Genomic DNA, 12755 nt, shown 5'->3' with positions numbered 1-12755 from the left:
TAACGAGAGGAAAATAGACAAGATGGCAGAACAAACACTGACTCCTTTTGAATACCCTAAGGGCTATGTTTTGATTGCAGGAGTGGATGAAGTTGGCCGAGGTCCATTAGTGGGCGACGTAGTGACTGCCGCAGTAATCTTGGATCCGAATAATCCGATTGAAGGTTTGGCCGACTCGAAAAAGTTATCAGAAAAAAAACGCCTAGCGCTTTTTCCTGAAATTCAACAAAAGGCGCTCGCTTGGTCTGTTGGCCGCTGTTCACCAGCTGAAATTGATGAGCTTAATATTCTTCAAGCGACTATGGTGGCGATGCAACGCGCGATTGCAGGTCTAGCGATTCAACCTGATTTGGTTTTAATTGATGGCAACCGTGTTCCACAATTACCGATGCATGGTATCGCAGTCGTCAAGGGTGATATGCGTGTGGCGCAAATCAGCGCCGCCTCAATCATTGCTAAAGTGGTACGCGATAAAGAGATGGAAGCGCTCGATAAATTGTACCCACAATTTGGCTTTGCTCAACATAAGGGCTATCCAACTAAAGCGCATTTTGCCGCGATCGAACAACATGGCGTCATCGCAGAGCACCGTAAAAGCTTTAAGCCAGTGAAACGCGTGCTGGGAATTGACTAATTGCGGGTGTCAGCCACGAGCAGATTCGCGTAGAATAACCGCCAAATCTTGTACCAAACCTAGCATCTAGGATTTTATTGCATGCCAGAACCAAAGTTTGTCCACCTTCGTGTCCACAGCGACTTTTCTATGATCGATGGCTTGTCCAAAGTGCCACCGCTTGTGAAAAAAGTGGCCGAGATGGGGATGCCTGCCGTAGCGTTGACCGACTTCACGAACTTATGTGGTTTGGTCAAATTTTATGGTACCGCTCATAACTGTGGGGTAAAGCCGATTATCGGTGCAGATTTTGTCATGCAATCTGAGGAGTTTGGTGATGAGCTCACCAAGCTGACGGTTCTAGCGAGTGATAATGTTGGTTACAAAAATCTGACCTTACTGATCTCCGATGCTTATCTACGCGGTCATGTGCAACACCTGCCTGTGATTGATAAAGCGTGGCTAGTGAAATATGCCGAAGGCTTGATTGTGCTTTCGGGTGGAAAAAGTGGTGAAATAGGCAAAGCACTGCTTAAAGGTAATCAGGCGTTAGTCGATAAATGTGTCGAGTTTTATCAAACTCATTTTGTCGATCGTTTTTACCTTGAATTGACTCGCACAGGGCGAGCCGACGAAGAGAGCTATCTGCACTTTGCTCTAGAATTGGCTGAAAATAACGATCTGCCCGTCGTTGCAACCAATGAAGTGGTGTTTCTCAGCGAAGAGTTTTTTGAAGCGCATGAAATTCGAGTAGCGATTCATGATGGCTACACCATGGAAGATCCTCGTCGGCCAAAAAATTATAGCCCACAGCAATATTTGCGCACCGAAGCGGAAATGTGTGAGCTGTTTGCCGACATTCCTGAAGCGCTGCAAAACAGTGTTGAGATTGCCAAACGGTGTAATGTTACCGTCCGTTTGGGGGAATATTTCTTGCCCGCCTTTCCAACGGAAGGAATGAAAGAAACCGAATACTTGGTGATGAAATCACAAGAAGGCCTTGAAGAGCGTCTTGAATTTCTGTTCCCCGATCCTGAGGTTCGCGCACAACGTCGCCCTGAATATGATGAACGGCTGCAAATTGAGCTCGAAGTAATTAATAACATGGGATTCCCCGGTTATTTCTTGATTGTGATGGAGTTCATCCAGTGGTCAAAAGATAACGATATTCCGGTGGGACCGGGGCGCGGATCGGGTGCGGGTTCATTGGTGGCTTACGCGCTCAAAATCACCGATTTAGATCCACTACAATATGATTTACTTTTCGAACGTTTCTTGAACCCAGAACGGGTTTCAATGCCCGATTTTGACGTCGATTTCTGTATGGATAAACGTGACCAAGTTATTGATCACGTTGCTGAAATGTATGGTCGTGATGCGGTATCACAGATCATCACCTTTGGTACTATGGCTGCCAAAGCGGTCATTCGTGACGTGGGACGCGTGCTTGGTCATCCGTTTGGATTTGTCGACCGCATTTCAAAGCTTATTCCACTAGATCCAGGAATGACACTCGAAAAGGCGTTTAAGGCTGAACCCGCGTTACCTGAGCTGTACAACAATGACGAAGACGTCAAAGAGCTGATTGATAAGTGCCGAATTCTAGAAGGTTGCACGCGTAACGCCGGTAAGCATGCGGGTGGGGTGGTGATCTCCCCAACCACAATTACCGACTTTTCGCCGATTTATGCGGATGCTGAAGGGCATTTCCCCGTCACTCAATTTGATAAGAACGATGTTGAAACCGCAGGCTTGGTCAAGTTTGACTTCTTAGGTCTACGTACCTTAACCATTATCGATTGGGCTCTAGGGCTGATTAACCCGCGCTTACAACGAGAAGGCAAAGAGCCCGTTCGTATTGAAGCTATCCCGTTAGAAGACCCAGTTTCATTTCGTGTATTGCAAAATTCTGAAACCACCGCGGTATTCCAGTTAGAATCGCGCGGCATGAAAGATCTGATCAAACGTCTCCAGCCAGACTGCTTCGAAGATATCATTGCACTAGTGGCCCTGTTTCGCCCAGGGCCTTTGCAATCGGGTATGGTGGATAACTTTATCGACCGTAAACATGGCCGAGAGGCGATCTCCTACCCAGATGAAAAATGGCAACATGAGTCATTAAAAGAAATTCTAGACCCAACCTACGGCATCATCTTGTACCAAGAGCAAGTGATGCAGATCGCCCAAGTCCTAGCCGGATACACACTAGGCGGTGCGGATATGCTGCGCCGAGCGATGGGTAAGAAAAAGCCAGAAGAGATGGCCAAGCAGCGGGCGATTTTTGAAGAGGGTTCGATAAAAAACGGCGTGGATGGCGAATTGTCGATGAAAATCTTCGACTTAGTAGAAAAATTCGCCGGTTACGGGTTTAACAAATCGCACTCTGCGGCTTATGCTCTGGTTTCTTATCAAACCTTATGGTTAAAAACCCACTACCCAGCCGAATTTATGGCGGCCGTAATGACGGCCGACATGGACAACACCGAAAAGGTGGTTGGCTTAGTGGATGAATGTTTGCGTATGAATCTTAAAGTGTTACCACCGGATATTAACGCCGGCTTGTACCGCTTTAACGTCGATGAAAATGGCGCAATTGTCTATGGTATTGGCGCGATCAAAGGTGTCGGTGAAGGACCGATTGAAGCGATTTTAGAAGCGCGCACAGCAGGCGGCTATTTTAAAGATTTGTTTGATTTTTGCGCCAGAATTGATCTGAAAAAAGTCAATAAGCGTGTGATTGAAAAGCTTATTTATGCGGGTGCTTTGGATCGTTTAGGCCCACACCGTGCTGCAATGATGGCCTCATTAAATGATGCTGTGAAAGCGGCCAGCCAATTCCACCAAGCTGAAGCCTTTGGTCAGGTTGATATGTTTGGTGTATTGACTGATGCGCCAGAAGAAGTAGAACATAAATATACGCAAGTCCCCGAGTGGCCTGAGAAAGTTTGGCTTGAAGGTGAGCGCGATACATTGGGCCTTTATTTGACCGGGCATCCAATAAACGCACATATTAAGGAACTTGCGAAGTACACCAGTTGTCGACTAAAAGATGCCACGCCAACGCGACGCGATCAATCCGTCACTTTAGCGGGGTTAGTGATTGCGGCTAAAGTCATGACCACCAAGCGTGGCACGCGGATTGGCATCATGACGTTAGATGATCGTTCAGGACGTATGGAAGTGATGTTATTCTCTGATGCGTTAGAGCGGTATGCAGAGCTGTTAGAAAAAGATAGAATTTTAGTGATTTCTGGACAGGTCAGCTTTGATGACTTCAATGGTGGCCTTAAAATGTCGGCGCGCGAAGTCATGGACTTGGGCAGTGCGCGTGAAAAATATGCCCGTGGCTTGTCGATATCGATTGAGCAATCACAGATAGACAGCCAGTTTTTTGAGCGCTTTAGTCAGATCTTAGAGCCTCACCGAGCAGGGACTATACCTGTCAATGTATACTACCAACGCGCAGAGGCGAGAGTGCGACTCACTCTTGGTACGCAGTGGCGTGTAACCCCAAGTGATACATTGTTAGACGAATTGAAACAGCTACTTGGCAAAGATCAGGTAGAACTCGAATTTAACTAAAATTTGGCGTCAAATATGTTGAACGCTGAGTATAAAAGGATCGGTAGATGAGCCTAAATTTTCTAGAATTTGAAAAACCAATTGCTGAACTTGAGGCTAAAATTCAGGCGCTACGCGACGTGTCTCGCCATGGTGGTGATAAGTCCGTTGATCTCGACAAAGAGATCGAACAGCTAGAAAAGAAAAGCTTAGAGCTTAAGAAGAAAATCTTTGGTGATTTAGGGGCATGGCAAGTGGCTCAATTGGCACGCCATCCACAACGCCCTTACACGCTTGATTACATCAACCATGTCTTCACTGAGTTTGACGAGTTGGCTGGTGATCGCGCTTTTGCTGATGACAAAGCGATTGTCGGCGGCATTGCTCGTTTAGAAGGACGTCCGGTGATGGTGATTGGTCACCAAAAAGGACGTGAAACGAGAGAGAAAGTAAGACGTAACTTCGGAATGCCAAAACCAGAAGGCTATCGCAAAGCGCTACGTTTGATGAAAATGGCTGAACGTTTTGGCATGCCTATTATTACCTTCATTGATACCGCAGGTGCTTATCCTGGTGTTGGCGCTGAAGAACGTGGCCAATCTGAAGCGATTGCTACAAACCTAAAAGTGATGTCAGGCTTGAAAGTGCCAGTTATTTGTAATGTTGTCGGTGAAGGTGGCTCTGGTGGCGCTTTAGCGATTGGCGTGGGTGACTACGTGAACATGCTGCAATATTCCACTTATGCGGTAATTTCGCCAGAAGGATGCGCTTCAATCTTGTGGCGAGATTCAGATAAAGCGCCGCAAGCGGCTGAAGCGATGGGCTTAGTCGCTCCTCGCTTAAAAGAGCTTGAGCTGATTGATGAAATAATCGAAGAACCATTAGGTGGCGCGCATCGCGATCCAATACAAATGGCCGCCAACATGAAAGCAACACTGCTAAAACAGCTTGCTGATTTAGAGCCGCTGAATGAAGAAGCATTATTGGCTCGTCGTTATCAACGTTTGATGAACTACGGCTACTGCTAAGCAGCAGAGCGGACAATAAATAAAAAGGGTTGGATTCTGTCCAGCCCTTTTTTATTAGCCCGATTTCAGGACTGGTTTGCTTGGCGCGTTTCAAGGTAAACTTGCATCAATTCCTCTTAGCGCTGAAAACCCATGTCTGAACTTTATTCGCTATTTTCACACGTTATCAATCGTCATCGCTTAGCAAGCAGCCAATTGGTCTTGGGTTTTAGTGGTGGCATGGACTCGCGAGTGATGCTTGAACTATTGGCGCAATATCGTGACGAAACCTCCTGTGAGTGCTGCGCTGTTTATGTTCATCATGGATTAAGTCAACATGCCGATGAGTGGGCCAAACAGTGCCAGCGCTGGGCCCAACACGCCGCGATCCCTTTTTTTATTGAACGGGTGCAACTCGATACCGCTAGTGGTGAAAGTGTGGAGTCATTGGCGCGTACGGCGCGTTACCAAGTTTTAGCGAAATACATTAACACTGACGATTTGTTGCTAACTGGACAGCATAGCGATGATCAGATCGAGACATTTTTGCTCGCGTTAAAGCGTGGTAGTGGACCCAAAGGACTCTCTTCGATGGCACAAGCGATGCCATTTGGCGCGGGGAAAATCGTCCGTCCTTTGCTTGCGGCGACTCGCGTACAGATCGAAAGCTTTGCCGTAACCCAGAATTTGGATTGGGTCGAGGACGAAAGCAACCAAGATACCCGTTTTGATCGTAATTTTATCCGCCATCACATCACGCCAGTTCTTACGCAGCGCTGGCCGCATATTCACCAAGCGGTTGCTCGTAGTGCGACATTGTGTGCTCAGCAGCAGGTGTTGCTTGAAGAGCTGCTACAAGAGGCAATGCAAGAGGCAAAAATGCCTGATGGTAGTTTATCAATTACCGCGCTTTCTCATCGCAGCGAATTAGCACGCTATCAATTGCTAAGAATGTGGCTTGCTCAATTGGGGGAGCCAATGCCGGCTCAAGAACATTTAGCGATGATTTGGCAACAAGTGGCGTCTGCGCGTATTGATGCGAATCCTCGGCTTAAACTAGGGCAAAGTGAGATCCGCCGCTTTGACCAAAAGCTATATTGCATCCAAACTTATCAAGACATTTCAGATTGGCAGGCGATGATTGTGCCCGATCAATCATTAACCTTGCCTGATGGACTAGGTAATCTGACGTTATCGTCTCATGGTGCTAGCAAGGGAATAGCCTTGCCTGATGATTGCCATCAATTAAGCGTTACGTTTAATCCTGAAGGGCTGGCAGCATGCCCTGTCGGACGAGTGGGAAGTCGAAAGCTAAAAAAATTGTTCCAAGAGTATGGCGTGCCGAGTTGGTTACGACGAAGAACGCCAATATTGATGCATCGGAATCAAGTGGTTGCGATTGCAAATTTATTTGTTGATCGTGACTTCAGTGGGCAAGATTGTGAACTCATCTGGGACAAATGAACGCTTTTCATGCAAAATTCGTATAAAACATACAATGAATATGGACATAAAGGTGGAGCAATGAAAAAAGTCGCGATTGGAATAGTTATGGGTTTAACGTTGTTAGCGGGAAGCGCGTTTGCTGGAGACCCAGCCGCAGGGCAAGCCAAAGCGGCTATCTGCGCGGCGTGTCACGGCGCAGACGGGATTGCCCTTATTCCGGGATACCCAAATCTAAAAGGGCAAAATGAGCAATACCTTATCTCATCAGTTAAAGCCTACAAGAATAAAGAGCGTAATGGTGGTTTAGCCGTCGTAATGCAAGCGCAAGCGGCAATGCTCAGTGATGCCGATATTGAAAACTTAGCGGCCTATTTCGCAAGTCTTAAGTAAATGACAGTGAACGGGTTTCAATCAGCCCAAGCGTTGCTTGGGCTTTTTATTGATTGTTTTTTTTTGCTAGCAGATAATGCCACCAATTGACGAAAGTGTAAGGGATGAACATGAAAAAAATCGAAGCCATTATTAAGCCATTTAAACTTGATGACGTCCGCGAAGCGTTAGCTGAAGTAGGGATCACGGGTATGACTGTTTCTGAAGTAAAAGGATTTGGTCGTCAGAAAGGGCATACTGAATTGTACCGTGGCGCTGAGTATATGGTGGATTTCTTACCTAAAGTGAAGCTTGAAATTGTGGTGACTGACGATGTCGCTGATCGCTGCGTTGACACCATTATTGAGACGGCGCAAACGGGAAAAATTGGTGATGGTAAAATTTTTATTACCAATATTGAACGAGTGGTACGAATTCGTACCGGTGAAGAAGACGAAGACGCTATTTAGCCGTACACTGAGAAGAAGGGAGCCAATGGCTCCTTTTTTGTCTCTTTATTAATGCATCCCTACCAATTTTGTTGAACGTTATGAAAAGAAAATATCTGCTTGTTTTGCCGCTGTTGCTGATTACCGCGGCTGTGGTTAGTTTTTTCTCTATTTTTACTATTCCTTCAACGCCGCAATTGTTGACTATTGATGGGAAAAACGCTTCATCTCCACTGATTTGTTACGATAATCCAAACGCTCGCGCAATTGATGTGCGTGGTCAGCTTAATGTACTGGTTTGGAATATCTATAAACAAAATAGAGCAACATGGCAAAGTGAGCTGGATAAATTCAGCCAAGATGCCCAATTGGTGTTGCTACAAGAAGCGAGCATGAGCTTGTCATTGAAAGAGTGGATCAGCCAAAAGCAGTGGGGGGGGACGCAAGCGGATGCTTTTCGTATTTTTGGTGAATCAGCCGGAGTGTTAAATCTTGGCAGGCAGATGCCAGTATTAGCGTGTGCTTACACCGAATTAGAGCCTTGGTTGCGCTTACCCAAATCGGCGATTTACGCCCTGTATCGTTTAAGTGATGGCCAGACTCTGGCGGTTGTAAACCTGCATGCAGTGAACTTTACCTATGGAACGCAAGAGTATACCAATCAGTTGGAAGCGTTACTCGTTCAATTAAAAACACATCAAGGGCCGGTGATTGTCGGTGGCGATTTTAATAGCTGGAGTCAAGCAAGAATGGACACATTAACCGCTGCATTAAATCGTGTGGGTTTAAAGGAAGTGTTGTTCGAACCCGATCACCGTGTTCAGTTTGTGACGGGCTTGGTGCTTGATCATCTTTTTTATCGCGGTTTAACACTGCTCAATGCAAAAGCGCCCGTAACGGACGCTTCTGATCATAACCCACTATTGGCGATTTTTAGTTTATAACCACTTTCTAACTGATGGCGATGTACAGCGCCCAAATCAGGTAATAGCCAATCCAAGGCAGCGCCGAAATCACCAGAGCTTGGCCGCGTTCAAGCTCTGTCCATGCGCCCACCGCCGCGTAGCCAAGTACGATGTACCAAGGCAAAAGCAGTGGGAAGGAGCTGGCAAATTGAGACCAATCATTAGTCAGTGGCAACTTAATTAGGCCATTTAAACTATTAAGGTCAGCAGCGTAAGTCATCACGTGGCCATGTTTGAGTAATAAGCTCGCGTAACTGGCGAGATCGCCCAACACGGCTGGGAAAGTGATGACAGCACTTGCGGCAAACCAACGCCAGAAACCGTGCTGATGTTGGCTCTGCTTGGTCGCCAAATTGAACCACAATGCCAACATGAAAATCGTTAGCGTGCGGCCTACCACATCACTGATAATTTCGCTGGCCATCAAGGTGTTGGCATCTAACATTTCAAGCTGAGCGGGGTTGATCATAGCCAACTGCGCCGAGAGCCCAGCTTTTAACCATTCAAGGTTAACTACGTCAAAATAAGCCCCCCAAAATAGAAAGGGACTCAGGATTAAAAAGAGATAAGGTTGCCAACCCCACATGCCGCGTTGATAAAGGGCTAAAAAACAAGACGTGGGGGAACGGAAAATATCCACCAACATGATTAACGGGTTACTGGAAGGATTCATACACTGACCTTAGTGACATCGACGTAGAGCTTGAGTTTTTGACCCGGCTTTAAGTACTTTTGGTTTGCAAGCTCGTTCCATTTTACAATGTCGAGGCTTTTGACTTTAAACTTATTAGCGATGGCGCTGAGTGTATCGCCGCTACGCACTTGATAAAAGACGGTGCGAATGATGGCACCCTCACTGCTATTTTTCCAAATGACCAGTGTTTGGCCAATCTTCAATGTGTCTCTTGGCCCCATACCGTTCCATTTTGCTAAGGACTGATGGGAAACATTGTGCTGTTTGGCAATGCTCCATAAGCTATCACCTTTGGCTACCGTATGAGACAGCTTATACTGACCACGGGCCATCGCTTGCGTTTTTGCCAAGCGGTTACTGGCACTGAGTGCGTATGCTTTTTCGTCTTTTACGGATGTTGGGATCATTAAATACTGTCCAACGCGAATGACGTTGCCATTGAGATTGTTGGCCGTCTGAATCACTTTGCTGGTGGTATTGTGCTGTTGAGCAATCACACTCAAGCTATCGCCGGATTTTACCTTGTAGCGTACTAACTTCATCCCCTTACCGCGATTCTCTTCAACTTTCTGGGCAAAGCGTTCCACTTTATCTACTGGGATAAGCAGTTGATGAGGTCCCGTCGGCGAGGTCGCCCATTGATTGTAAGCTGGGTTGTAACTTTGCAACTCTTTCACGCTCATTCCGGCGTAATTGGCGGCAATGGCAAGATCAAGCTGTTCTTGAGGGTCGACTAACGTTAACACTGGTTTGTTAGCAATCGCTGGGATTTCAATGCCATATTTTTCTTGATTGGCAACAATATCGGCCAGTGCGAGTAATTTAGGGACGTAGCCTGTGGTTTCATCGGGTAAGTCGAGTGAGAAAAAGTCGGTTGGTTTACCAGCCTTGTGATTTTTACGAATCGCGCTAGAGATCCGCCCACCACCGCTGTTATAGGCGGCAATCGCATGGCTCCAATCACCATCAAAACGCTTATTTAATGCAGTGAGATAATCCAAAGCCGCATCGGTGGCGGCGTCTACATCTCGTCTTCCGTCATACCAAAAATTTTGCTCTAGGCCATACATCTCTCCCGTACTCGGCACAAATTGCCACAGCCCCGCAGCGCTACCGTGTGAGTAGGCAAAGGCATCAAACGAGCTTTCAACAATGGGTAAGAGTGCTAACTCAAGTGGTAAGCCGCGCTGCTCAATTTTCTCAGTGATAAGGTAAAGAAATGGCTTTGCTCGCTCGGCAACAGTTTGTAGGTGATTTGGGTGTTTAAGATACCAAGTTCGATAATAATTCACTGATTTATGATCTGGGATATCCATCGACAACTGCATTGCGATGCGCTGCCATACATCCGCTTGCTCTTGTGGCGTGATCACTTTCGGCGTTGTCTTTTTTGCAGATGACGACTTTTGTTTAGCCATCTCTTTTTGTGTCTGAATCTGAGGGCTATTTGCCTCTTTGGCATTTGGCGCTGTTGTTTGGTCTGTTGGCTGAGTGATTTGGCACCCCGCTAACAAGAGCACCATCACCCAGCTAAATTGAAATCGCATCTATCTCAGCCCTTTGACTTAATGGCTGCTGATAATACTTGGCACTTTATTGCTATGACAAGCAGCAAATCGTCAAAATTCGTTCTTCCACTCACGTAACGCGGTAAAAATTGATAGAGGATCGGTTTGTTGAGTACGATTCGCGACGGATTTCATCACACTCTCTTGCTGGGTCCGCAAAAATGGATTGATCCATTTTTCTTGGCGGATCGTGGTCGGTAATGTCGATTTCTGCTGAGCTCGGAGCCGGTTGACGGTATCTCGATACTGTTGAAGTTGGTCATTATCGGGCTCAACGGCTAAAGCAAATGCGACGTTACTTGCGGTATATTCGTGCGCGCAATAGACCTCAGTTTCTTCTGGCAATGCGGCAAGTTTACACAGTGACGTAAACATTTGCTCCATTGTGCCCTCAAAAACACGGCCACACCCTGCGGAGAACAGTACATCGCCACAAAACAGTTTATTGTCACCGACATAGCCAATGTGACCTTTTGTGTGTCCGGCGAGATCAAGCACCATAAAGATTTCATCGAATAGTTCTAGCTGATCGCCAGCTTCAACCGCGTGCGTTAAGGTAGGAATAGGTTCATGAGCGGGACCAACAACGTTAATGCTGGGAAACTGGCGAACCAGTTCTGCAACACCACCAATGTGATCATGGTGATGGTGGGTAATTAATATTGCTTCGAGCGTTAATTGATGCTTCGAGAGGTACTCAAGCACTGGTGCTGCATCACCGGGATCGACCACAGCACAACGCTGATCGCTATTTTGGATCAGCCAGATGTAATTATCATTAAATGCGGGTATGCTTTTGATCTGTAACATGAGTATCTCCAATCACCGAGGTGAAATAGGTTATCGATGAAGCCAGCGCGTAGCGAAAAAAAATTAGATAAGCCTCATTCTTGGTCCCAACTTAAAAATGGCCAGTGGGTTAGTGATTCTATTCAGACTCGGCTTGATGAATGGTGCTCTAAATTATTTGGCTATCATATGCTTAAGCTCGGTGGTTTGAGTTGTGAGCTTGCCAGTTGCAACTGCAATATTCAACACCAAGTTCATCTTGATATTGAAAACCCACTCCATACGGTGATTGCCGATAGCTACGAACTGCCTTTTCTCGAAAAGAGTTTTGATGTGGCTATTTTAGCGCACCAACTGGATTATTGTGGCGATCCGCACCGTATCTTACGCGAAGTTGATCGCGTGATGATGGATGATGGCTACATCATTATTACGGGGTTTAATCCAATCAGTTTTACGGGGATCGCAAGTTTGATGCCTTGGCGAAAACATAACTTACCTTGGAGCGGTCGTATGTTTACCGCTAATCGGATTAAGGACTGGCTGAGTGTCTTGAACTATCAAGTGATTGACTGTGACCAATATGCCCTTTTCCCGATGCAAAAATATCAACCCATGTGGGCGTGGTTGGAAAATGGTATTGGCGACTGGGCCGCTCCATTTGGTAGCCTGTATTTCATCGTAGCGCGCAAACGTACTTATCCCTTGAAACCGATTAAACCTCATTGGCGTTTTAAACGGCGTCTTTCGCCAGTTAGCCTGAACTACCGTTTATCAACTCAGAACCAAGATAAGGCCTGTGACCCTTATTCGGATGCTTGATACCCAATATCGTCTTCGGTTGGGTTTTCTGCTGCATTGCGTGCTAATTCATCGCACATTTCATTTTCACGATGACCCGCATGGCCTTTCACCCAGCGCCAGTCAATGGTGTGGCGGGCGCTTTCTTTATCAAGTGCTTGCCATAAATCGGCATTCTTCACTGGTTTTTTATCCGATGTTTTCCAACCGCGTTTTTTCCAGTTGTGGATCCACTGAGTAATACCTTGACGAACGTATTGGCTGTCTGTGGTGAGAATAACATTACATGGCTCTTTCAGTGTTTGCAGTGCAACCACTGCCGCTAACATTTCCATTCGGTTGTTAGTGGTGAGTCGGTAGCCTTTGGCTAACGTTTTTTCGGTTTCTTTGTAACGAAGGACAACCCCATAACCACCCGGGCCAGGATTACCTAAGCAAGATCCATCAGTGAAAATTTCCACCTGTTTTGTCATGATTTGATACTATTAGGTTA

Annotated in this window: 12 protein-coding genes; 8 read left to right on the top strand and 4 right to left on the bottom strand. The window is 46.4% G+C overall.

Features of this window, described 5'->3' with window-relative positions; translation table 11 throughout:
* The first annotated feature begins 22 nt into the window (after positions 1–22).
* The 7 genes from rnhB to AACQ79_RS06265 all read left to right on the top strand — a co-directional run bounded on the left by rnhB (position 23) and on the right by AACQ79_RS06265 (position 8389).
* A complete protein-coding gene (rnhB, locus tag AACQ79_RS06295) occupies positions 23–634 on the top strand; it encodes a ribonuclease HII (protein ID WP_010320111.1) in 612 nt (203 codons plus the stop codon).
* Positions 635–715: 81 nt separating this feature from the next.
* Positions 716–4195, top strand: a complete 3480-nt coding sequence (dnaE, locus tag AACQ79_RS06290; protein ID WP_017046604.1) for a DNA polymerase III subunit alpha — start codon at positions 716–718, stop codon at positions 4193–4195.
* Positions 4196–4242: 47 nt separating this feature from the next.
* Positions 4243–5202, top strand: coding sequence for an acetyl-CoA carboxylase carboxyl transferase subunit alpha (gene accA, locus AACQ79_RS06285; protein ID WP_013856219.1), 960 nt, complete (start codon positions 4243–4245; stop codon positions 5200–5202).
* A gap of 132 nt (positions 5203–5334) precedes the next feature.
* Entirely contained in the window at positions 5335–6645 is a 1311-nt protein-coding gene (tilS, locus tag AACQ79_RS06280) for a tRNA lysidine(34) synthetase TilS (RefSeq protein ID WP_170898780.1), read from the top strand.
* A gap of 60 nt (positions 6646–6705) precedes the next feature.
* The gene (locus AACQ79_RS06275) at positions 6706–7017 is read left to right on the top strand and encodes a c-type cytochrome (RefSeq protein WP_026028528.1); all 312 of its coding nucleotides are present in this window, start codon (positions 6706–6708) and stop codon (positions 7015–7017) included.
* Positions 7018–7127: 110 nt separating this feature from the next.
* Entirely contained in the window at positions 7128–7466 is a 339-nt protein-coding gene (gene glnB / locus AACQ79_RS06270) for a nitrogen regulatory protein P-II (RefSeq protein ID WP_010320105.1), read from the top strand.
* A gap of 80 nt (positions 7467–7546) precedes the next feature.
* A complete protein-coding gene (locus AACQ79_RS06265) occupies positions 7547–8389 on the top strand; it encodes an endonuclease/exonuclease/phosphatase family protein (RefSeq protein ID WP_170898778.1) in 843 nt (280 codons plus the stop codon).
* Positions 8390–8396: 7 nt separating this feature from the next.
* On the opposite strand, the gene AACQ79_RS06260 is transcribed toward AACQ79_RS06265, so the two are convergent.
* The 3 genes from AACQ79_RS06260 to gloB form a co-directional block, all read right to left on the bottom strand.
* Complete coding sequence (locus tag AACQ79_RS06260) at positions 8397–9083, bottom strand: YIP1 family protein (RefSeq protein WP_013856224.1); 687 nt, start codon at positions 9081–9083, stop codon at positions 8397–8399.
* Entirely contained in the window at positions 9080–10651 is a 1572-nt protein-coding gene (locus AACQ79_RS06255) for a lytic transglycosylase (protein ID WP_017043992.1), read from the bottom strand. Before AACQ79_RS06255 ends, AACQ79_RS06260 begins: the two co-directional genes overlap by 4 nt.
* A 72-nt stretch (positions 10652–10723) precedes the next feature.
* Complete coding sequence (gene gloB / locus AACQ79_RS06250; protein WP_026027910.1) at positions 10724–11482, bottom strand: hydroxyacylglutathione hydrolase; 759 nt, start codon at positions 11480–11482, stop codon at positions 10724–10726.
* A gap of 36 nt (positions 11483–11518) precedes the next feature.
* Between gloB and AACQ79_RS06245 the strand changes: the two genes are divergently transcribed.
* Entirely contained in the window at positions 11519–12283 is a 765-nt protein-coding gene (locus AACQ79_RS06245; protein WP_013856227.1) for a methyltransferase domain-containing protein, read from the top strand.
* Here AACQ79_RS06245 and rnhA read toward each other — a convergent pair.
* On the bottom strand, positions 12268–12735 hold the full coding sequence (rnhA, locus tag AACQ79_RS06240) for a ribonuclease HI (RefSeq protein ID WP_013856228.1): 468 nt from the start codon (positions 12733–12735) through the stop codon (positions 12268–12270). The genes AACQ79_RS06245 and rnhA overlap by 16 nt on opposite strands.
* Positions 12736–12755: the final 20 nt, after the last annotated feature.

The organism is Vibrio sp. 3-2(1), assembly GCF_963887575.1.
GTDB lineage: Bacteria > Pseudomonadota > Gammaproteobacteria > Enterobacterales > Vibrionaceae > Vibrio > Vibrio anguillarum.
The sequence above is the reverse complement of the archived record's forward strand: the minus strand, read 5'-3'. Positions and strand labels throughout refer to the sequence as shown.